At 41.6% G+C, this 22449-nt stretch carries 20 protein-coding genes and 1 tRNA gene; 13 read left to right on the forward strand and 8 right to left on the reverse strand.

What is annotated here, in order from left to right; translation table 11 throughout:
* Positions 1 to 18 precede the first annotated feature (18 nt).
* Positions 19 to 1155, forward strand: a complete 1137-nt coding sequence (locus tag CJ305_RS01210; RefSeq protein WP_189319355.1) for an efflux RND transporter periplasmic adaptor subunit — start codon at positions 19 to 21, stop codon at positions 1153 to 1155.
* Positions 1156 to 1213: 58 nt separating this feature from the next.
* Here the strand turns inward: CJ305_RS01210 and CJ305_RS01215 are convergent, their stop codons facing one another.
* Positions 1214 to 1459 carry a hypothetical protein gene (locus CJ305_RS01215; RefSeq protein ID WP_099644414.1) on the reverse strand — a complete coding sequence of 82 codons (246 nt, stop codon included), beginning with the start codon at positions 1457 to 1459 and terminating at the stop codon, positions 1214 to 1216.
* Positions 1460 to 1729: 270 nt separating this feature from the next.
* On the opposite strand from CJ305_RS01215, the gene CJ305_RS01220 reads away from it, so the two are divergent.
* Positions 1730 to 3085, forward strand: a complete 1356-nt coding sequence (locus tag CJ305_RS01220) for a glycoside hydrolase family 43 protein (protein WP_223248768.1) — start codon at positions 1730 to 1732, stop codon at positions 3083 to 3085.
* 2 nt (positions 3086 to 3087) lie between these two features.
* On the opposite strand, the gene CJ305_RS01225 is transcribed toward CJ305_RS01220, so the two are convergent.
* The 3 genes from CJ305_RS01225 to CJ305_RS01235 are packed head-to-tail and all read right to left on the reverse strand — an operon-like array spanning position 3088 to position 7138.
* A complete protein-coding gene (locus CJ305_RS01225; protein WP_099644415.1) occupies positions 3088 to 4236 on the reverse strand; it encodes a lycopene cyclase family protein in 1149 nt (382 codons plus the stop codon).
* Positions 4237 to 4287: 51 nt separating this feature from the next.
* Positions 4288 to 4755: a thioredoxin family protein gene (locus CJ305_RS01230; RefSeq protein ID WP_099644416.1), complete on the reverse strand. Its 468-nt coding sequence runs from the start codon at positions 4753 to 4755 to the stop codon at positions 4288 to 4290.
* A 28-nt stretch (positions 4756 to 4783) separates the two neighbouring features.
* Positions 4784 to 7138, reverse strand: coding sequence for a TonB-dependent receptor (locus CJ305_RS01235; RefSeq protein WP_099644417.1), 2355 nt, complete (start codon positions 7136 to 7138; stop codon positions 4784 to 4786).
* 93 nt (positions 7139 to 7231) lie between these two features.
* On the opposite strand from CJ305_RS01235, the gene CJ305_RS01240 reads away from it, so the two are divergent.
* The 3 genes from CJ305_RS01240 (at position 7232) to CJ305_RS01250 (ending at position 9292) form a co-directional block, all read left to right on the forward strand.
* Positions 7232 to 7882 (forward strand): metal-dependent transcriptional regulator, encoded by a 651-nt coding sequence (locus CJ305_RS01240; protein ID WP_099644418.1) that lies wholly within the window; start codon positions 7232 to 7234, stop codon positions 7880 to 7882.
* A gap of 33 nt (positions 7883 to 7915) precedes the next feature.
* Positions 7916 to 8737: a ZIP family metal transporter gene (locus CJ305_RS01245; RefSeq protein ID WP_099644875.1), complete on the forward strand. Its 822-nt coding sequence runs from the start codon at positions 7916 to 7918 to the stop codon at positions 8735 to 8737.
* A 111-nt stretch (positions 8738 to 8848) separates the two neighbouring features.
* Entirely contained in the window at positions 8849 to 9292 is a 444-nt protein-coding gene (locus tag CJ305_RS01250; RefSeq protein ID WP_099644419.1) for a hypothetical protein, read from the forward strand.
* Here the strand turns inward: CJ305_RS01250 and CJ305_RS19370 are convergent.
* From CJ305_RS19370 to CJ305_RS01270, 4 genes are all read right to left on the reverse strand, one after another.
* Positions 9289 to 9429, reverse strand: a complete 141-nt coding sequence (locus CJ305_RS19370; protein ID WP_189319356.1) for a FeoB-associated Cys-rich membrane protein — start codon at positions 9427 to 9429, stop codon at positions 9289 to 9291. The two genes, CJ305_RS01250 and CJ305_RS19370, sit on opposite strands and share 4 nt — an antisense overlap.
* A gap of 51 nt (positions 9430 to 9480) precedes the next feature.
* Positions 9481 to 11583 carry a ferrous iron transport protein B gene (gene feoB, locus CJ305_RS01255; RefSeq protein WP_099644420.1) on the reverse strand — a complete coding sequence of 701 codons (2103 nt, stop codon included), beginning with the start codon at positions 11581 to 11583 and terminating at the stop codon, positions 9481 to 9483.
* The gene (locus tag CJ305_RS01260; RefSeq protein WP_223248769.1) at positions 11580 to 11864 is read right to left on the reverse strand and encodes a FeoA family protein; all 285 of its coding nucleotides are present in this window, start codon (positions 11862 to 11864) and stop codon (positions 11580 to 11582) included. Before CJ305_RS01260 ends, feoB begins: the two co-directional genes overlap by 4 nt.
* Positions 11865 to 13152: 1288 nt before the next feature.
* Complete coding sequence (locus tag CJ305_RS01270) at positions 13153 to 13833, reverse strand: SCO family protein (RefSeq protein ID WP_099644422.1); 681 nt, start codon at positions 13831 to 13833, stop codon at positions 13153 to 13155.
* 220 nt (positions 13834 to 14053) lie between these two features.
* Here CJ305_RS01270 and rseP point away from each other — a divergent pair, with 220 nt between their 5' ends.
* The 8 genes from rseP (at position 14054) to CJ305_RS01310 (ending at position 22319) form a co-directional block, all read left to right on the forward strand.
* Complete coding sequence (gene rseP, locus CJ305_RS01275) at positions 14054 to 15388, forward strand: RIP metalloprotease RseP (RefSeq protein ID WP_099644423.1); 1335 nt, start codon at positions 14054 to 14056, stop codon at positions 15386 to 15388.
* Positions 15389 to 15672: 284 nt separating this feature from the next.
* Positions 15673 to 15746: transfer RNA gene (locus tag CJ305_RS01280), tRNA-Asn, on the forward strand.
* Positions 15747 to 16000: 254 nt separating this feature from the next.
* The gene (locus CJ305_RS01285; protein ID WP_099644424.1) at positions 16001 to 17212 is read left to right on the forward strand and encodes a site-specific integrase; all 1212 of its coding nucleotides are present in this window, start codon (positions 16001 to 16003) and stop codon (positions 17210 to 17212) included.
* A 55-nt stretch (positions 17213 to 17267) separates the two neighbouring features.
* Positions 17268 to 18077, forward strand: coding sequence for a hypothetical protein (locus CJ305_RS01290; protein WP_099644425.1), 810 nt, complete (start codon positions 17268 to 17270; stop codon positions 18075 to 18077).
* 114 nt (positions 18078 to 18191) lie between these two features.
* Complete coding sequence (locus CJ305_RS01295; protein WP_099644426.1) at positions 18192 to 18995, forward strand: DUF5131 family protein; 804 nt, start codon at positions 18192 to 18194, stop codon at positions 18993 to 18995.
* 1 nt (position 18996) lies between these two features.
* Positions 18997 to 20346, forward strand: a complete 1350-nt coding sequence (locus tag CJ305_RS01300) for a DUF3987 domain-containing protein (RefSeq protein ID WP_099644427.1) — start codon at positions 18997 to 18999, stop codon at positions 20344 to 20346.
* A gap of 121 nt (positions 20347 to 20467) precedes the next feature.
* Entirely contained in the window at positions 20468 to 21331 is an 864-nt protein-coding gene (locus CJ305_RS01305; protein ID WP_099644428.1) for an AAA family ATPase, read from the forward strand.
* Positions 21309 to 22319: a DUF3871 family protein gene (locus tag CJ305_RS01310; protein ID WP_223248770.1), complete on the forward strand. Its 1011-nt coding sequence runs from the start codon at positions 21309 to 21311 to the stop codon at positions 22317 to 22319. Before CJ305_RS01305 ends, CJ305_RS01310 begins: the two co-directional genes overlap by 23 nt.
* Positions 22320 to 22449: the final 130 nt, after the last annotated feature.

The following is a 22449-nucleotide window of genomic DNA, read 5'->3' on the forward strand; positions in this document are numbered from 1 at the left end:
CCATCTATACATAAGATTATGAAAAATATACTTTTAAAACTTCCCGTCATTCTGGTCCTGACCCTGTGTCTGTCCTGCGGAAATAAAACTGAAACGAACCCGCAGGAGTCTGCTCCCGTTGCTGATGTCGAGGTGAGCGAGGCCCAATTTAAAAATGCCTCAATGCAGCTGGCAAGTCTTACCGAAGCTGTTTTCCCGGAATGGGTTGAAGCCAGCGGAATGATTGACGTTCCGCCGGAAAACCGCGCGGTGATCACCCCGTATTTGGGCGGCTATGTACGCGACAATCCCTTGCTTATTGGCGATGCGGTCAAAAAAGGCCAGCCGCTGATCACGCTTGAGAATCCCGAATTTGTGAGCCTGCAGCAGCAGTTTCAGGAGCTGGGCGAACAACTGGAGTACCTCAAGTCGGAGTACGAGCGCCAGCAGACTCTGGCGGCCGAGAATATCACGTCTAAAAAGAATTTTTTAAAAGCGGAAAGCGAATACAAACGCAGCCTCGCCACCTATAACGGACTCCAAAAGCAGTTGCAGTTGCTCAACATCAGTACAACGCAGGCGATGCAGGGCAATTACAGCAGTTTAGCTCGTATTTACGCGCCTATAAACGGCACCATTGCGCGTACGTTTGTGAGCAAGGGCAGTTATGTGTCGCCCGCAGACCCGCTTATGGAAATTGTGGATATTGACCACATTCATCTGGAGCTTAAGGTTTTTGAAAAAGATATGCTGAAGGTGAAAAAAGATCAGGCGATTGCATTCAAAATCCCGGAATCTTCGCCCGAATATTATGACGGCACGGTGCACCTCATTGGGAATTCGCTGGATATGGAAGGCCGAACCGTAACGGTTCACGGGCATATTGATAACGAGCGGGGCACCCCGCATTTTGCGGTGGGCATGTTTATCGAAGCCCGAATCAACACAGGAGAAACCGAAGCTTTGGCCCTGCCCGAAACAGCGGTGATCAATCTGGGCGAAAGCTATTATGCCCTGCAACTTCAGGAGCAAAAGGAGGGAAGCTATCTGTTTGACCGGGTTGAAATCAAACCCGGAAAAATGCAAAACGGGATGACCGAAATTCTAAATTCGGCAGAACTGCCCAAAGATGCGCAATACTTGAGTAAGGGCGCTTTCGAGTTGATTCAGGAGTAATTTTGAGAAGCTTCAAACTTTAAACCTCACAGTTTTCCAAAACCTGTGAGGTTTTTTGCTATCTAGTTTCTAAACCATAACAACCAACGGTCCCAATAAACTCAACTTTACATAGAACTTGTCTTTTTAAAAAATCAAGTTGAATAGATCCTGAGTTTATGTCAAATTCTTTCCTTAAATGATCCAGATCATTTTTCGCCTGAATAAGTGATTTTACAAACTGATCTTCAATTTCCCATTTTAATGTTGTTTGAAATGTTGGATATTTTTCGCCCTTTAAGTCGGTAATTAATTTTTTATACATATTTCTATTTTTAGAATTACTATGTATATAACGGGAAATCTTTGATACTGTTACATTTCTGGTAATGAGCTACTCAAATTCGTATTCCTGCAAAGGCGCTTTCGAGTTGATTCAGGAGTAATTTTGAGACGCTTTAAACCTCATCGGTTTCCAAAACCTGTGAGGTTTTTTGTTAGCTAGTTTCAATATCCTAAAAATCACTATTGCCTGTAAACGCGAAGCATTTCATAAATAATCAGTAAGTTAGACCGAATTGAGAATGCTTTACCTATGAAGAATTATTTTCTGCTGCTGCTTTTATTCGCTTTTGCCGGTTCTTTTGCGCAAAGCAAAGAAGAAATAGCGATCATCAAAGTCTTAGAAAAAGAGTCGGCTACGTGGCGATCAGGTGATGTTGAGGGACACGCGAGTTGCTGGGCAGTTAAACCCTACAGTCGTATTTTGATCTCTACCGGTGACGGGCAGGTTATTGATCTTGACCCGCAATTAATGATCAACCCGCCTGAGGGTATGATGGGTTCCGGAGGAACTTCGGTAAATTCAAATTATAAATTTCATATCAGTGGTAATGAAGCCTGGGTGAGCCACGACGAGCAATCAACGGCAACAGATGGCAGTATAAGTCAAACGGTAGAAATTAGAATGCTCGAAAAAATCAAAGGCAGCTGGAAGCTTACCGGGCAGTCTATTCACGTCAAAAAGGATAGAACCCGCTTAACAGCACTAGATTCTATTCGACTGAGTGATCCCTATATTTTGGCAGATGAAGCGACGCAAATGTATTATATGACGGGCACAGGGGGTAAGATGTGGAAAAGCAAAGATCTGGCTTATTGGGAAGGTCCGTTTGACGTTGTGGAGACTGACCCTAACTCGTGGATGGGCCCCAATCCCATGATTTGGGCTGCAGAGCTGCATCAGTATCAGGGCAGGTATTATGATTTTGCGACGTTTACTAACAGAGCGGTAAAGATAGACACGGTAGACGGCAATGTGATCGAGCGGCGTGCGAGTCATATTCTGGTAAGTGATTCAGCTTTTGGGCCGTACAAACCAATGGAAGACGAGATCTACCTGCCGGCAGATAAACCAACTTTAGACGGCACCTTTTGGGTGGATGAAGACGGAAAGCCCTATATGGTGTATTGTTATGAATGGTTGCAAAATGGAAACGGAACCATCGAAAAAATAGAATTGAAGCCTGACCTGAGCGGTTCGGTAGGCAGTGGTGAATTGTTATTTAAAGCCAGCGATGCGCCCTGGTCCCGTGAAAAGGATAAATATGGAAACGACAAGCCTAACAAGGTTACTGATGGACCGTTTTTGTTTAAAACCGAAACCGGAAGATTGGGGATGTTGTGGACGAGCTGGATTTATGATGACTATGTACAGGGCGTTGCCTATTCTGAGAGCGGCACTTTAGACGGACCCTGGATTCAGGAAGAAAAGCCCGTCACGCCTCGCAACTACGGTCACGGCATGTTGTTTAAAACCTTTGAGGGCAAAACGCTCATGGCAGCGCACAGTCACTCGGTGGTAGACGGTAAGTATCACCGAGTACCCCATTTTTTTGAGGTAGACTTAAGCGGTGAATATTTAAAGGTCATTGGCCCTTATAAACCTTAACGCTATTTCAACCCAAAAAACGACCTGATAAACTCTTTTTTGGGAAGGCTCCAGATGATTTGCAGATCGTCTTTGAGGCTGCTGGTGCCATCCAAAAACCGAAAGATTTTGGAGATTTCATTTTTCTGAAACATCTGCGTAAAAAGTGAAGCGCCCAGTTCGTTTTTGCGGTACAAAACATCGAGTAGGAGCTTGTCGTACCAGCGATAGCGGTCTGCGATTTTAAAGGTGTTGAGGTTGGTTTCCTTCTTTAAAAAAGCCACCAGTTCTACGGTGCGTTTAAGCGTGTAGGTAAAGGTGTAACCGGTGCTTCCACGAGTCCATCCGCCGGCCGTGCCTATGTGCAGCAACCGCCGGGTGTTGTGTTTCTCAAAAGGATAAGCCGTCATCGGGATGCTGCCTTTTTCGGTTGAGACGAGTTCGTATTGCGAGGCGCCCAAAGCTTCCATATACTCTTCAATCGCAGCTTCATATTCTTCATCGGGCAGCAAGTGTTCTGAGAATAGGGTGTATTCTACCAAAGCCTTATTGGGCGCTGTGGGCAGAACATATATAAAACGAGTGTTTCCGCGCTGCGGGATGGTAAAATCCATAAACGTCGCGACTTCCGGATCAAAAACAGGTTCCTGAGTACGCACTTCCCAACCGATAAAATGCTGTTGTAAAACAGGATATTTGGTTTGATTTTTTAGCCGTTCCGGCGGAAGGATACTGCTGAATACCTTGCCTGCGGTGTAGGTAGCTGCTGAAGTGGTGACTTCAACATATTCGGGGGTTTCGGTTAGGCTTTGGAAGGCTTCGGTTTTAAACGTAAGCTGTTTAGCAGCCCGAAGCTTTCTAAAAACCGACTCATAAAAATCAATGCCTTCTATTTTGTTGTAGCTATACGACTCTAAGGGAATTTCCGCCGAAAAGTTCTCGCCTTTAAAAGCGATACGCTCCCATTTTTTAGAAATGACCGCATCCCAATCCCGGGTATTTTCGCTCCAGAAACACCAGGTGCGATCGTTGTTTTTTTTTTCGCTCTTATCAAGTAGCAAAATGCGTTTATCCTTAAAGTACGGATCACTAACTAATGCCTGAGCCAGCATCAAACCCGAAAGGCCGGCACCCAAAATGAGGTAATTGTAGTCTGTAGAGGTGTTTTGCATAGCGGTCTAAAGCTAGAACTAATAAAGCGATCGTAAAAGGATTTTTTAAGTCTAGTATGCTAAAAAACCCAGCAATAGGGCAGAGGTGTAGTAATTAAAAATGCGCTTTTCAATCGTAAAATCTTCATTGAGTATTAGGGTGACCGGCAGGGAAAATGATTTTTGAGGACGGGTGCCTAAGAGAAGTGCCAGATCGTGAACTCCGTTACGCCGGGTAAGCGCCTGGGTATTGGTAAAGGTTTTGCCATCAAAATGGATGCTGTCTGTCGTTTCCACATCCATTCGTACGGCGTAATAGTCTGTGTTTAGCTTCTGAATGACTTCAGGTTTGGTAAACACCACCCGGTCAATTTTTTTGCAGTAGGCACACCAGTCGGCGTGAAAAAATACCAGCGTCTTTTTGGGTTTAGTGACCAAAGCGCTGTCGAGTTCTTCCCAGCTCAGCCAGTTGATCTGCGCCCGTTCCTGAGCTGCAAGGCTTCCGCAAGCAAGAAAGAGAAACAGGAGTATTGTTTTCATAGTTTTTATTTTGCCTGTGCGGCCCGCACTAGAAGTCGCCGAAGCGGAGACCGATGAAAAAGGTTCGGGGGCGGTTGGGCCCATAAATATAATTCGAGTCGCGCAGGGGTCCGCGATCAAAGTCGGTTTGATAGCTGTTTAACAGGTTTTGTACGCCGCCGCTCAATTCGAGATGCAGGTATTTTTGCAGGTCGAAATGCCAGGTGAGTTTTGGTGTCAGGTCTAAGAACGCAGGAGTCTTTTCGATTTTTATAAAACCACTGCTGCTGATTACGTGCGGAGCCAGCATAGGGCCGGTAAAACTTCCGGAAAGGTCAATTTTAAAAGCCTCACTCGGTCTCCAGTTGGCATTGAAAAAGCCGTACAGATTAGGCGAACGCATAAAATCGCGAATGACCACGTCCGGTTCATTTAGCGAATTGTCATCAGACTCAAAAAGCACCTGTGGCTTGTCGTAAACCGAACGCTGCCAGGTAATTCCCGCCTGAAACAGAAATTCTTCTCCCGGAGAGAGGTTAAATTCTACATTAGTACCGGCAACGCTTGCGCCGCTACCGTTGCGGGATTCTTCCAAAATAGAGCCGTTAGGTAAAGCGGCGCCGGTGCTCACCAAGGTAAACGGATTTTCCAGGGTTGTGTAAAAGCCTTCAATCAGGAGGCTGGTTTGCAGCTTGTTGAAACTTCGGTCAAAATTGAAAGAAGCAGTATAGGCATTTGAGAATTCGCTTTCCAGATCGTCTGAAAGTATGGCAAAACGCTGTTCGCCACCCACTGAACTGATGTGCAGGTCTTCATTAAAAGCCTGCGGGGCTCTAAAACCACGGGCATATCCGCCACGAAACTGCAGCGATTCGGTGATGTTGTACAGAAGGGTCAATCGCGGACTGAGCACGGTTTGGGATACATCGGCATTTCTGGAAATCTGTGCGATGGCGTAACGACCTTTTACGTTCACGTGGTCGAGGCGGGCTCCCAGAAGGGCGGTAAAATCTTCGAATGCCTTGTATTCCCATTGGCTGTAAGCGCCCAGATTGTGCACACGCTGATCGACCAGTCGCTGATAGCCGGAAATCGCATCTTCGGTATCGTTAAGCCGGTATTCCAGGCCGCTGGTCAGGGTAGATTTTGTGGTGAATTTTCGGGTAAGTTGAGCGCCGGTAACCAATGCCAGATCCTGAGTAGCCCCAAAAGCATTATTCGCCAGGGTAGAATCTGCCGCAGTGCGCCCACCGCCGAGACCACCGTAGTAACTTTCCCGGTTGGTATGCTGCACGGAAACGTAGCCTTCAAACACCGTACTGCGGTCATCGTTGTACCACTCATAATCGCTGCCGCCAAAAAAGGTGTTGTGATCCAATTCTTCGGTAATGTCTGTAAACTGCGGAGCCAGATCAAGCTGATCACCACCGCGGCGGTATTCGCGAATGGCGGTAAGGTCCAGACCAATTTTACTGTTGTCGTTAGGCCGGTAAAAGGCTTTGGCGCCTACCGAATGATTGGTGAGTTCGGTGATTTCGCTAAAACCATCGCCATTGGCGTCATAAGCATCGCGGTTGCGGTAAATACCGTAAAGGGTGATTCCGTTGCTGAGGTCTTCGCTTACGAGCGAGGTATTCAGATTCAGGTTGCGATCTACAGCAGTGCCGTCAATCAAACCCAGATTGGTGCTCACTTCCCAGCTGTTGTTTACGGGATCTTTGGTGATGATGTTAACCGTTCCCGCAATGGCGCTTGAACCGTAGAGGGCAGAACCGCCGCTGCGTACGACTTCAACGCGATCTATCATACTCACCGGGATTTGCTCCAGCCCGTAAACACCGTTTAAAGCGCTGAATACCGGCCGGCTGTTGAGCAAAACCTGCGTGTATTGCCCATCCAGTCCGTTAAGCCTTACCTGAGTAAATCCGCAGTTTTGGCAATTGGTTTCCACCCTTACCCCGGGCTGGTAATTGAGACCGTCTGCCAGCGAAAGCGACTGGGTTGCCCTAAATAATTTCGGACTCATCACCTGCACGATTACAGGAGCCTCCTTTTTTGAAAGTCGGTTGCGGGTAGCGCTCACGACGACTTCTTCAAGGCCGAGTAAATCGGGACTAAGGGTAAAATTCAGGTATTCCTTTTCGAAGTCTGCGGGGCTTAGCCTGTGGTATAGCGTTTTAAACCCCACAGCACTTATGCTCAGGCGGGATGCGTTGTCAGGAACTTCGAGTTTGTAGAATCCGTTTGCGTCTGCCGAGGTGCCGGTATTGCTGTCTGTCACATACACATTGGCAAAAGGTAGGGGCTCGCCATTGGCGGAAATAGTGCCGGTAAGGCTACGATTTTGCTGCGCCCACCCGCTAAACAGGTTGAGTAAAAAGAATAGGATCAGCGAAATACGCATTGAAAATGATGTTAGTTAAAAATAAGTTTAGGCAAACCTAAAAAATATATTTAAATAATTTGGCGTATTATTGTGGTAATATTAAAAATGACTATGACTTTTTCTGAAGAAAACTATCTCAAATCGATCTATTCGCTTCAAAAAGACAGTCCTAAAGGCGTAAGTACCACCATTCTGGCTCAGTATCTGGAGTCCAAACCCGCTTCGGTTACCGAAATGATTAAAAAACTGGACGAAAAAGGTCTGGTGCTCTATCAGCCCTATCAGGGGGTTTTGCTGAATAAAAATGGCGAACTGGTCGCGCTTAAAGTGATACGCAAGCACCGGCTTTGGGAAACTTTTTTAGCTAAAAAACTCGATTTCAGCTGGGATGAGATACACGATGTTGCCGAGCAATTGGAGCATATTAAATCAGACAAGCTCATCAAAGAGCTGGACCGTTTTTTGGGCTTTCCTACCCACGATCCACACGGCGATCCCATTCCTGATGAGCAGGGCAATGTGATCAAGGTCGAAAAGAAGCAGGTCTCGCAATTAATTCCGGGCGAAACCGGAACCTGTGTGGGTGTTAATGACACCTCGTCTTCGTTTCTTCAGTTTTTAGATCAGCAAAATATAAAGCTCGGGGCTGTGATTGAAATTGTACACCTGCAGGACTTCGATAAAAGTATGACGGTGCGCATTGACGGGCGTGAGCTGTTGCTTTCGCAAATCGCTACCGAAAATATTTACGTAAAACTTTAGCCTGAACAGTTGGCTGAAACGCTATAGATTATGATGAACGAGATTATTGATTATTTTGAAAGCTTAAGTGCGGTAAAAGGAGCCTTTCTGGCTACGCTTTTTACCTGGGGTGTGACTGCCCTGGGAGCCTCATTGGTGTTTTTCTTTAAAGGAATGAACCGAAAGGTTTTTGACGCGATGCTGGGTTTTGCTGGCGGGGTGATGGTTGCAGCCAGTTTTTGGAGTTTGCTCGCACCCGGGATTGAGATGAGTCCGGGAGAGGGTTTTGTAAAAGTGATTCCTGCCGCGATAGGTTTTGCTTTAGGTGCCGCTTTTTTATTTGGATTGGATAAGGTATTGCCGCATTTACACGTGAACTTTAAGGAAGAGCATAAGGAGGGCGTACGCAGTCCCTGGCATAAATCGGTTTTGTTGACCCTGGCGATTACGCTGCACAACATCCCCGAAGGTCTCGCGGTAGGGGTTTTATTTGGAGGAGTGGCAGCCGGTTTTGACGGGGCGACCATTGGTGGTGCTGTTGCACTCGCGATCGGGATTGGGCTTCAGAATTTTCCGGAAGGTTTTGCCGTGGCGATGCCCTTACGCAGACAGGGATTTAGCCGCTGGAAGAGCTTTAATTACGGCCAACTTTCGGCAATTGTAGAACCTCTGGCAGCTGTTTTGGGTGCTTATGCGGTAATGACTTTTCAGCCTATATTGCCTTATGCACTGGCTTTTGCTGCCGGTGCGATGATTTTTGTTGTGGTAGAGGAGGTGGTACCCGAGTCGCAACAGGGCAATAATACCGATATTGCCACAATGGGATTCATTGGCGGGTTTATCCTGATGATGACGCTTGACGTAGGACTGGGTTAATGCAACTTTAAGGCTTTTAATGGGTCTTTAAATAAATCCTGATCTGTTAATTGGAATGTCAGGTTGGGAGCAGTCGATGACCGATTTCGGGCATTCAAGAAAACGAACATTATGAAAAAGCTACTTTTTATTTTAGGATTACTGGTTTCGGGACTGGGTTTTGCTCAGGACGAAACGGCAAAAGACACGGTACAGGTTGATCAGCCGGTAGAAGTGCCGCAAATTGTGGTTAAAGTGCCTTACGGCAAACTCACGACTTTTGGAGACCTGGCAATTAAAATCATAAAGGTGACTGATTCACGGTGTCCGGCAGATGTAAACTGCATCTGGGCAGGAAATGTGATTCTGGACTACGAGGTGTATAAAGACGGCAAGTTTTTGGAAACTAAAAAACTCACTTTAGGTGGTGGAAATGAAGATTCCACACTTTTTAAGAGTGATTTAAACTGGCTTAAAGCCTACTCTGTTGCGCCTTACCCAAAGGCTTCAGCAAAAATTGATCAAAAGGATTATGTGATCAAGATGCTTTGGGAACAGCTTACCGAAGACAATTAATGACAGCCGCAGTTGTCGCTTCCGCAGGATTTATCGTTTGACTTTCCGCCTAAAAATGCAGGCTTCCAGACGTATTTGGTAACCAAATAGCCCACGGCTACCAGAAAAATAAGGAGTACTAAAACATTCTGTATCATAACATTTCTTTTTTAAGGTCTGCGTGTTTTCGCGAATGCGAAATAGCCTACCTAAATCAACAATTGGTATGCCACTAAAGCCACAACGTAAGCAAAACCACTCATAATCACAAGCTGAAGCACCGGCCATTTCCAGGTATTGGTCTCGCGTTTTACAATTGCGAGGGTACTCATACACTGCATGGCAAAAGCATAAAACAGCAGCAGCGAAACTCCGCTGGCGAGGTTAAACAACGGTCCGCCCAGAATCGGGTTGATTTCTCCTGCCATTCGATTTTTAATGGTTTCTTCCTCGTCACTTCCCACACTGTAAATGGTTGCCAGCGTTCCCACAAATACCTCGCGGGCGGCAAACGAACTCACAATAGCGATACCTATTTTCCAATCGTAACCAAGCGGGCGCACCACCGGCTCAATAGCTTTTCCTACATAACCAATGTAGCTGTATTCCAGCTTTTCGGAGGCTATGCGCTTGTCGAGTTCTTCCTGTGGCAGGGAGCTTGCTTCGGGTTGTGCCAGTACATTGGCTTCGGCATTTCTAAAGTTCTCACCCGGCCCGTTTGATGCCAATACCCAAAGCACAATAGAAATCGCCAAAATGATTTTTCCGGCACCAAAAACAAAGGATTTGGTCTTTTCAATCACGTTATAAGCCACGTTTTTAAAGAGCGGCAGCTTATAATTGGGCATTTCGATTACAAAAAAGGTGCGCTTTTTAATTTTTAAAATACGGTCAAGCAGCCAAGCCGAAAGAATCGCGGTACCAAAACCAATGAGGTACAACAGCATCAGCACCAGACTTTGCAGGCTAAAAATATACAGCACTTTCTGATCTGGAATCACCAGCGAAATGATGATGAGATACACCGGAAGCCTGGCGCTACAGGTCGTAAACGGAGTGACCAGAATGGTGATGAGGCGTTCTTTCCAGCTTTCGATATTTCGCGTGGCCATAATTGCGGGGATCGCGCAGGCGGTCCCTGAAACCAGAGGCACCACGCTTTTTCCGCTGAGGCCAAAACGCCGCATAATACGATCCATCAGGAATACCACCCGACTCATATAGCCACTTTCTTCCAAAATGGAAATAAACAGAAATAAGAATGCGATTTGAGGTATAAAGATGATAATTCCGCCCAGACCGGGAATAATACCTTCTGCGACGAGACTCGTAAACGCACCCGGAGGCAGGGTATTGCGCACCCATTCACCCACCGCGGCGGTACCTTCGTCAATCAAATCCATCGGGTAGGAAGACCAGTCGTAAATCGCCTGAAAAATAAGTAGCAAAATCGCCAGAAAGATCACATAACCCCAGATTTTGTGGGTAAGCACGCGATCAAGACGGCTGCGTAGATCTTTGGCCGCCAAATGGTCTACCGTGAGGGTTTCTTTAAGCACGCCATTGATAAACTGATAGCGCACAATGGTTTCTTTTTGCTGCAGCCGCTTTAAATTCGATTTACTTTCGGTCTTAAAGCTCGAAATGCCCTGCATCTCGTTGCGATCCAGTTTACCAAAGTTTACATCCTGGGTGATAACCAGCCACAGCTTGTATAAATCCTGTTTGGGAAAGGCTTTGCGCAGGCGGTCAAAATACTCGGGCGCAATCACCGAAGCATTGACGCAAGGTTCAACCGACAGACTTTTATAATTGGCGATCAATTCCTTCAACTGATCAAATCCCTGATTTTTACGCGAACTCACCAAAGCGATTTTAGTCTCGAGGCGTTCCTCAAGCTTTTCGACATCCAGTGTGATGGCTTTACGCTCCATACGATCGGCCATATTGATCACCAGAATCGTAGGGATTTTAAGGTCTTTGATTTGGGTAAACAGAAGCAGGTTGCGTTTCAGGTTTTCAACATCTGAAATCACCACCGCCACATCGGGATAATCCTTGTCGTTTTTATTCAGCAGGAGCTCAATAACCACGTTCTCATCAAGCGAACTCGCATTGAGGCTGTAAGTTCCGGGAAGGTCCAGAATGTGTGCTTTTACACCGCGGGGCAGTTTACAAACGCCTTCTTTCTTTTCAACGGTGATACCGGGATAATTACCCACCTGCTGGTTAAGGCCGGTCAATTGGTTAAATACCGAAGTTTTACCGGTGTTGGGATTTCCTATTAGGGCTACGTTAAGCTGTTTACTCATTCAGATAACGTTTCTACAGTGATGTGAATGGCCGTTTCTTTGCGAATGGCCAGATGACTGCCGTTTATATTGAGGTACATGGGATCTTTAAATGGCGCGATCTGTACCAGTTCTACTTCATTACCGGGCAGGCAACCCATTTCGAGCAGCTTAAGCGGCACCATGTCTAGCGTAAACTCTTTGATAATGGCCTTTTGCCCACGCTTTAGTGTATCTAATGAAGTGATCAATTTATTTAGATTGAATTTAAACAAGGCAAAAGTAACGGAAATACACTTCATAAGAAAAGATTTTAGTCAGGAATTGGGACTTCAGTGGCAAGGAGGAGGCTTTAAGTTGACAGCAGGCAGTTTCAGGAGGCAGAAAGTTGAAAATTGAAAATTGGAAATCGGAAATAGGAATGTAGAATTCAGAGTGCAAAGTGCAGAGTTCTGGCGAATGCATTCAATGGCAGTGGCGATGATTGAGTGGATTTTACGTAGTTGTGCCGCAAAATTTGTATCGAAGGCAGAGCAGAAAGTTGAAAATATGAAATACAAAATACGGAATGCGGACTTCAGAGTGCAGAGTGAGGAGTTGGTTTTTAAAAGAAAGCTTGAAAAACATCCCTCTAAATCTCCCTACAAAGGGAGACTTTTGCTTTTCGTAGCCGGGAGATTCTCTCCCTTCCTTTGAAGGAAGGGTCGGGGATGGATGTAATGGATGTTCAGGACAATTTCAAATAACCTGGACTAGTTAATTGAAACCTTATTTCCGCACTCATCACTCATCACTCCTCACTCTTCACTCTTCACTGCGTGCTTCAATTTTCTGAATTCTGAATTCAGAATGAGGAAACTGACGTGGAGATTTTAGATGAAGCTTGAAAAACATCCCTCTAAATCTCCCTTCAAAGGGAGACTTTTGCTTTTCGTAGCCGGGAGATTCTCTCCCTTCCTTTGAAGGAAGGGTCGGGGATGGATGTAATGGATGTTCAGGACAATTTCAAATAACCTGGACTAGTTAATTGAAACCTTATTTCCGCACTCATCACTCATCACTCCTCACTCTTCACTCTTCACTGCGTGCTTCAATTTTCTGAATTCTGAATTCAGAATGAGGAAACTGACGTGGAGATTTTAGATGAAGCTTGAAAAACATCCCTCTAAATCTCCCTTCAAAGGGAGACTTTTGCTTTTCGTAGCCGGGAGATTCTCTCCCTTCCTTTGAAGGAAGGGTCGGGGATGGATGTAATGGATGTTCCGGACAATTTCCAATAACCTGGACTAGTCAATTGAAACCTTATTTCTGCACTCCGCATTCTTCACTCTTCCTTGCGTGCTTCAATATTTTGAATTATGAATTCAGAATGAGGAAATTGACGTGTAGATTTTAGATGAAGCTTGAAAAACATCCCTCTAAATCTCCCTTCAAAGGGAGACTTTTGCTTTTCGTAGCCGGGAGGTTTTCTCCCTTCCTTTGAAGGAAGGGTCGGGGATGGATGTAGTGGATGTTCAGGACAATTTCAAATAACCTGGACTAGTTAATTGAAACTTATTACTGAACTCAGCACTCCTCATTCTGCACTCTTCACTCTTCCCTGCGTCCTTCAATCTCCTTTAGAATCGCGATATCTTCAAGCAGCTGCTCGATGGCTTCGGGATCTGTTCCGTCGTAGAACCCGCGGATGCGTTTTTTGGAATCGACAAGCATAAAGTTTTCGGTATGAATCATATCGTACTTATCGCCGTTACCCTGAGTTTTTACCGCCAGATAGCTTTTTCGCGCCAGCTCATAAATCTGTTTTTTGGGTCCGGTGACCAGATTCCACTTGCGGTCATCAACGCCTTTTTCTACCGCATAGCGTTTGAGTTGCGCAACGGTGTCTGTGGCCGGAATTACCGTGTGCGAGAGTAATTTGACTGAGGGATCGTCTTTTAGTTTTTCCTGAATGTGCAGCATATGATCGGTCATTTTGGGGCAAATGGTCTGGCAGGTGGTGAAGAAAAAATCAGCCACATAAATCCCGGGATAATCAGCTTGTGTGATGGTGTCGCCGTTTTGGTTTACCAGTTTAAAGTCGGTAATCTTATGGTATTTTTTGACGAATTGCACCGTGCTGTCAACCAAAGAGCGGTCTACCATATCGGGTTGATAGATGGGCAGGCTGGGCGCAGGCTTCATCAGGGTGTAGAAGGTATAGAGAATCCCTGCGGAAAGAATGACCATCACGACGGCAAACTTTTTGTATTTAGCAAAAAACTGAAGCATAGCGGGCAATTTTTCTGCAAAATTACGATGCAGCAGGCTCCCGCCAAAGCCGGAACGGGCTTATTATGGGTATTTGCGAAAACGGGCCTGTTTCAAAGTTTTGATTACGCGACTAAAAGGTTACTTTTGTGCACTTTTTAATCGCGATCGCGGGGCGATTGCCTTATCAGATTTAAGATAGATACCGGCGGCAGGTGATGTCGCTTTTTAGAAAATATTTATGGATCCATTTTTTGTAAAAGGTGCTCAGCTGTTCTTGAGCCTTTCAATACTAATTGTACTTCACGAGTTTGGGCATTTTATTCCGGCCCGGTTGTTTAAAATACGAGTTGAGAAATTCTTCCTCTTTTTTGATGTCAAATTTGCCCTGTTTAAGAAAAAGATAGGTGAGACCGTTTACGGTATTGGCTGGCTTCCGCTGGGAGGTTACGTCAAGATTTCCGGAATGATTGACGAAAGTATGGACAAGGAAGCGATGGCGCAGGAGCCCAAGCCCTGGGAATTTCGTTCCAAACCGGCCTGGCAGCGTCTTATCGTGATGATTGGCGGGGTGACGGTCAATATTATTTTGGGCTTTTTTATCTACATCATGATCATTGCCAATTACGGGGAAGAATACACCACGGCGGACGATCTGAAGTACGGTTTTGGTTTTTCACCCATAATGGAAACCTACGGCTTTGAGCAGGGCGATAAAATTCTCGAAGTAAATGGAGAAGCACTTTTAGACCAGATGGATTTTCCACATATGGTGATGATGCGCGATGTGTCTCAGGTAAAGGTGGAACATGCAGACGGCAGCACCGAAGTGCTTAGCCTTCCCGAAGATATAGGGATGAAACTCTTTAAATCGGGCGAAATGCCGGGCGTTAATGCTCCGCGTACGCCGGTAAAACTTGATTCGGTATTTAGTGGTGCTGAAAAAGTGGGAATTTTAGGAACCGATGAATTAATCAGCATCAATGATGTGCCCATTGAGTTTAAAACCGATGCTACTTATGCCTTGCAGAAAAACCGGGACAGCATTGCGACGGTGACTGTGATGCGTGACGGGGTGGCGCGTCAATTTGAAGTGCCCCTAGGTGATGATAAGATGGTAGGGGTAGGTTTTGATTTTGAAGACAAAGATTATGTGATGCCTAAGCGCAACAAGCGCGAGTATGGTATTGCCGAAAGTATAGGCCGCGGTATCAACTACGGCGTAGATCAACTGGTAGATTATGCGGTGCAGTTTAAATACGTGTTTACCTCTAAGGGCGCTTCTCAGGTTGGTGGTTTTGGCGCGATTGCCGGCCTGTTTCCTGATCAGTGGGACTGGTTGTCGTTTTGGCAAACAACGGCCTTTATATCGATTATTTTGGCTTTTATGAACATACTGCCCATACCGGCGCTTGACGGTGGTCACGTGATGTTCCTGTTGTATGAGATGATCACTGGCAGAAAGCCCAGCGATAAGTTTTTAGAATACGCCCAGATGATAGGCTTCTTCCTGCTCATCGCTCTGGTTTTATACGCAAACGGAAACGATTTGTATCGCTGGATAACGGGCGGCTAAGCCTGAAAAATACAGCAACTAAAAATCGGCTAAATATTTTTTAAAATATGTTTTGCAGGTTTGAATAGTTGTGTATATTTGCATCCGCTTTCAGCAAATAAGCGGTACGTTCTTTAAAACTTTACAAACGGCAGTATTGCGATACGCCCAAAGTTTTAAAAATATAAAATTTAAATTCCTCCTTACCTGCCTGCCGATAGGCAGGGCTCAGTTCTGAGCTTTAGCATTTAAAGTGCTTCCGGTAAGTGGAGTGATCCTGAAAAAAGGATCGTATAATTTTAAATTCCTCCTTAGCTCAGTTGGTTAGAGCATTTGACTGTTAATCAAAGGGTCCTTGGTTCGAGCCCAAGAGGGGGAGCAAATTAAGCCTTAACTACTTGTAGTTGAGGCTTTTTTGTTTTTACTAACTCAGTATCTACGCGGGTTTAGAGCTCATTTCCTACTTTCATCCAATCCTTTAAGAATAGATCCAAATTTTGAATATGTACACCTAATTAGGTGATACATTGAATAAATAGGTGTACAATTCGGTGTACGTATTTTTTTCAGGTTATACATTTTTCTACTAGCATAATAGTATAATATTTTTTATGTCTTATTAATTCATATCTAATGAGTATTAATAAGTTATCTATTTTGTTTTATCCAAATAAAGCAAGAATAAATAAAAAAGGTTTCTGCGTATTGAGATGCAGATTAACCCTTGAAGGTGAAAGAAAGGAGTTCTCATCAGGACTTTTTATTAAACCTGAATATTGGAATTCATCTGAACAATTTTATTCTTCTGACACAGCTATAAATGATGAATTAGCCTTAATCACAAATAAGCTAAATGAATGCTATTTAAAATTGAGAGTTCAAGGTATACCTATTAGAGTAGAAGAAATTTTGAATAATTATTTAGGCATAGATGCCAAGGTAGAACACAATGAAACAGGTGTATCTGAATATTATCAAAGCTATTTGATGAAGTTTAAGAAGCTTATAGGGCTGGAGATAAAGAAAGTTACCTGGGATAAATTTTATTACGTAGGGCAACACCTAAAATCCTTTGTAATCTGGAAATACAAATCTAGGGATATACCACTTTCTAAATTGGATATGAATTTCCTTTCAGAATTAGATTTTTATCTTAAAACAGAGAAGGATCTTAAGCAAGTAACAATCAACAAGATTATACAGAGATTTAGGAAAGTAATACGCATTGCACTTTCTGAAAAGCTAATTGCAGCAGATCCATTTCTTCTATACAAATCAAAAAGTGTTAGAACTACTATTGTTTATTTGAATGAAATAGAATTGGCTAAGCTTGAAATGCACGAGTTCTCTCAAAAAAGACTTAATAATACAAGAGATTGCTTTATTTTCTGTTGTTATAGTGGTCTAGCATATGCTGAAATGATTGGCCTAAAGCCAAAACATATTGAAAAAGGATTTGACAATAACCTTTGGATTAAAATGGAAAGGGAAAAAACAGGTAAACCTTTATCAATTCCTTTGCTTCCAAAAGCTCTCAATATTCTAGAGAGATTTAAAAATGACACTGAATTTATCTTTCCCAGATTGAGCAATCAAAAATTTAATTCTTATCTGAAAGAGATTGCTGATATAGTTGGTATTGATAAAAGGTTGACTCATCATACTGCTAGAAAAACTTTTGCAACGACAGTCTTATTATTTAATGATGTTCCTATGGAAATAGTTAGTGAGCTTCTAGGGCATTCTAGCATCACTATAACACAAACACATTATGGAAAGATTGTGCAGAAGAAAGTGAGTGATCACGTAAAAGTTCTTAATGAAAAATTAGACTTGAAAAAGTAGAATAAATTGCAAGTATTGCTGAAATTGTAATACTTGCAATATTGATATTTTAAAGATGGAGAAAATATATTTCTGGAAGTATTTGATAAATGATAAGTATGAAATTTCAACTGCTGAAACAAGAGTGGAAATTCATTCAGTCATCAACTCAGAGGATTTTAAAAAGTTGGGAATTTTTCATTTAACTAAGTTTTTTATAAACAGTTATGATATTTTTCAAATACCTGAAGATATCGATTCTAAAATTGAAGAACTCTTACAAAACTTTAGCATAGGTGAATTAAAGCGTGAATTACTAATTTATGGCTGTTCTTTACAAAGTCAATTTGCAGAAAACTATAATATTTTAAAAGATGATCTTCTTGAAGATTTTGATCTAGAATACAAAGAATTTAAAAAACTACTTGCAGTTTTAAGAAGCTATTTGTTTGCTGATAATCTCAAAAATCTTCCAACTATAACATTTAAGACATTTTCAGAAGGGAATGTAAACATTAAAAATTTCTTTGTAATTAAAGATATTTATGAAGCTATTTGCGAAGGCTTCGATCTTAAAAAAGAAAACTTTGAAGAGCGCAGCAGGAATTTATTGGAAATGACTAATAGAATTAAGGTTGAAAAATATTCCGAAAAGGTTAAGGTGGATTTTATCAGATGCTTATACGATTTTTTAACAAGCCTTGGATTTGAGAATGTAAATGCATTGAAATTCATAGGCGTTTTTTTCAAGCTATTTCAAATTCAACTTAATAATAATGAGGATGAATTGGAAATTTATGATAATCTAGAAGACAATTTAAAGTCAATAGATTTAAAAAACCTGACTCATTACATCAAAAGGCCACCTAACTTTTCCTATTACTAATATTGAAACAAAAAGCACTCGCTTTTAAATTTTTCTTGTTTCAAAAATACCCTTTAACACTACATAATTTTGTAATCGAAAAATAGAATTAACTATTTTTTTAATATTAAAATTATGAGTAATCAAATTCAATTTTATCAGGATTCAAAAATTTCTTGGACAGACAAGACTTGGAATCCTTGGAGAGGCTGTAACAAGGTATCAGCCGCGTGTAAACATTGTTATATGTTCAGATACTATAGCAATAGAGGTATCAATCCGAATTTAGTAGTTAAACAGGAAGGAGTTTTTGATAAGCCATTAAGAATGGACAGAGGATCAAAAATATTCACTTGTAGTATGTCAGATTTCTTTCACGAGGGAGCTGACGAATGGAGGGCTGATGCCTGGGAGATTATAAAGAAGACTCCTAATCATAGTTATTTGATTCTAACGAAAAGGCCGGAGAGGATTAAAGAAAATCTACCTGAGGACTGGAGTAAGGAAAATTATGGCCACGTATGGTTAGGGGTTACCGTAGAATCTCAAAAAGAAGTTCATAGAATTCATACTTTGGGAGAGATACCCTGTGAAGTTAGATGGGTTTCTTTTGAGCCATTGTTAGGTAATATAGAGTTAAGCCAACAAGAGCTCGAAATATTGGACTGGGCTGTTATAGGAGGTGAATCTGGGTATAAAAATCAAGTTAGAAAGACAGAATTGTCTTGGTACAATTCCCTAATGTTTCAAATTATGGGGTATGGTATACCATTATTTTTTAAGCAATTAGGTAGTTATTACCATTATGAAGAACTGAAGCTTAGAGATTGGCACGGTCAAGAGTATTGTGAAAACTTTCCAGGAAGATATAAGATTAGACAGTACCCCAAGTATTTGTATGGAGAAGAAGAGATTAACCATTTAAAAAAAGCAATATAATATGGATGTAGTACAAAATAAACAAAAAGTGACTTTTGAGGGTTCATCATCAGTTACTGCGACAGCAAATTCTACAGAATACATACCAAATGATGTGTATATGAATTTGCCAGAACCATTAAAGGAGATTACAGAACAGTTTCAAGGTAGAGAAAGAGATATAATATTACTATCCTCATTGGGAGTTATAAGTGGGTGTATGCCAAATGTATTTGGGATTTATGCAAATCAAAGATATTATCCAAACCTATACATTTTTGTTATTGCACCCCCTGCTTCAGGGAAAGGCAGTATGAATTGGGCTAAAAAATTAGTGGAACCAATTCACGAGGAAATTGTTGGAGAGAGCAAAAGAAAAATTTCTGAGTTTAGAAATATTGCTAATAATGAAAATATTCCAGAACCAAAGCTTGAAATTAAACTAGTACCTGGAAATACAAGTTCGTCTAAATTTTACACCCATTTAGAGAGAGCAGAAGATGCTTTAATCATTTTTGAGAGTGAAGCAGATACTTTGTCGAATATGCTTAAACAAGATTGGGGTAATTTTTCAGATTTATTGAGGAAAGGGTTTCATCACGAAACTCTTTCAATAAGTAGGTCAACTGAAGACAGGTTTTTTGAAATTAAAGATCCCAAATTATCAATAATAGTATCAGGTACTCCAAATCAAGTTAAGCCATTAGTTGACTCAAAAGAGAATGGCCTATTTAGCAGGTTTATTTATTATTATTTTGATGAAATAAGCAGCTGGAAGGATGTGAGCCCAAATGCTTACAGAGTAAGTTATGATGATTTAATGGCTGAAAAAGCAATAGTTGTTAAAGAATTAAGTGATAAGCTTAAAAGTTTAAAAAAGGTTGAAATTAAATTGACTAGAGAACAATGGAACTTTTTTCAAATGAAGATGAGTAAAATTAATGACCTAATTGTAAAAACCGAAAAAGTAGATTTTCTTTCCATAGTTAGGAGATTAGGTGTAATTGCTTTTAGGTTGATATGTATATTAACAGTTTTAGAAAAAAATCTTGAAATTGAAGATGAGGAATCTGTTCTAGTTGCTAGTGATATTCACGTTGAAATAACCTTCGAGTTAGTAAATGTGTTGTTGGAACACTCCTTGAAAGTATTTGACAAGTTCGACAATAAAGGTGTTGCCTTAAATATGCAAGAAAGAGAATTAATTAGTCTATTACCGAATGAATTTAAGAGAGGAGAAGGACTTGAAATATCAAATAGTATAGGAATACCGGAGAGAACTTATGATGAGATTTTAAAGAAGTGGAATGTTATGAAAATTATTCAAAAAGTATCTCACGGGAATTATAAAAAGATAATTTTCAATAATTAAGATTTGCAAGATCTGCAAAGTTTGCAGTTTAAAGTATTTGATAAGCGGGCATTAGCCCGCTTTTTCATTTCCATATGATATATAATTAACATTAATATTTATAAAATTAAATACGATTATTATGAACTTAAGAAAGTCAGAAAGAAGAAGAGCCAAGATTAAAATGGCTTTACAAGGATCAGCTGGAAGTGGGAAAACCTACTCCAGTTTACTATTAGCAAAAGGATTAATCAATGGAGATTTTTCTAAGGTAGCCATTGTAGATAGTGAAAATGGAAGTGCAGATTTATATGCTCATTTGGGCCAGTATAATGTACTCTCATTATCACCACCTTTTACACCAGAGAAGTATATTCAAGCTATAGATGTATGTCTCAAATCTGGGATGAAAGTGATTATCCTAGATTCAATTTCTCAGGTGTGGGATGAGCTATTAGATTTTCATTCCAAGCTTCCGGGTAATTCATTTTCGAATTGGAATAAGGTTACACCTCGTCAACGTGCATTTGTAGACAAAATTTTACAGGCAGATGCTCACATTATAGCTACAATGAGAACCAAGCAGGATTATGTATTGAACCAGAAAGATGGAAAATACATCCCTGAAAAAGTAGGCTTAAAGGCTGTACAAAGGGATGGAGTAGATTATGAATTTACTTTAGTATTTGATATAGACTCTAAACATTTTGCTGTTGCCAGTAAAGACAGAACCAATTTATTCTCTGGTAAGCCTGAGTTTACTATCAATGCTGCTACAGGAAAGAAGATTCTGGAATGGTGTAATGATGGTGAAACCTTAGAGGATACCAGACTCAAAATTCTGAATTGTAAAGATCTGGAACAATTAAGAACCTTGTACCAGCAACACTATAGTACTCAGGAACTAGCTGCAGACTTCAAACTTAAGAAGGAAACTATAGAAGCTAAAACACATTTATTGAACCCTCAAAAAATAAGTCAAAATGGACATAGTGCACACTCTTAAACCAGATATGGAATTAACTCCAGTAAAATCTACAAACCTCATAGTATATGATACAGGGGATGATATTGTAAATAAAAATCCATTTATAGAGGCTAATACTAAAAGTGTTAGCCTTTCACATTTACAAAGGGATTGTATTATTCCTGTATTCAGCAAGGACAATGAAAAGACCATTGCTCATCAGGAATATATAGAAGCAGTTCAGGAATCTGTAAGTAAAATTTTTTCACATCATAGAATAGAAGCCCCAGAGATGCGTGTTAGCCATCAAATTAAAGGCAGAACACCTAGTGCAATTTATAAGGCAGCAAAAGACCTCCTAGAGCACGAGAAGACCACATATTATGAGAGAATGGCTTTCATTATACGTGTACCTAGTATAACTCAAACTATTAATGGTAATAGGTTGGCTTTAACTATAGGTGGGGTTAGATCTTACAACAAGGAAAATCTTTACAGCAAGAAGTCTGTAGAGAAGTTCCAGGTATTTATAGGGTTCCAAAATATGGTGTGCTGCAATTTATGTATTAACACAGATGGTTTTTCTTCTGAATTGCGGGTTAGTGGAGTTAATGAACTTACCGGTAAGGTGCAAGAGTTAATCTCAAACTATGATGCAGAAAAACATCTAAGGGAGCTGGAAACTCTCACTCAATATAGCCTTACTGAATCTCAGTTTGCACAGCTAGTTGGAAAGGCAAGGCTATACAACTATCTGCCTAAAGAACAGAAATCTGAAATACCACCTTTATTACTCAATGATGGGCAGGTTACAGCTATAGCAAAAGATTATTATCAGGATGAAAGGTTTTGCATAAATGAAGAAGGTAATATCAACCTTTGGAATGTATATAATCTCTTTACTTCAGCTAATAAGAGTAGCTATATAGACACCTTCTCAGATAGGAATGTCAATGCATTTGAATTTACAAATGGTTTGGCAAAAACTCTCAATGGTAATTCTAACTACCATTGGTTTTTGAGTTGAGTGATACCCAGTTCTCTTTTGAGGCTGGGTATTTTTCTCACTTACCACAAATAAGATCTAATTAGTTTAAAGTTCCTCAACAAGTTGAGCAAGCTCAGGATAGTTTGCTTTTTCAATTGCTTCATCACCA

It is taken from the genome of Leeuwenhoekiella nanhaiensis, from assembly GCF_002744755.1.
Classification (GTDB): Bacteria; Bacteroidota; Bacteroidia; order Flavobacteriales; family Flavobacteriaceae; genus Leeuwenhoekiella; species Leeuwenhoekiella nanhaiensis.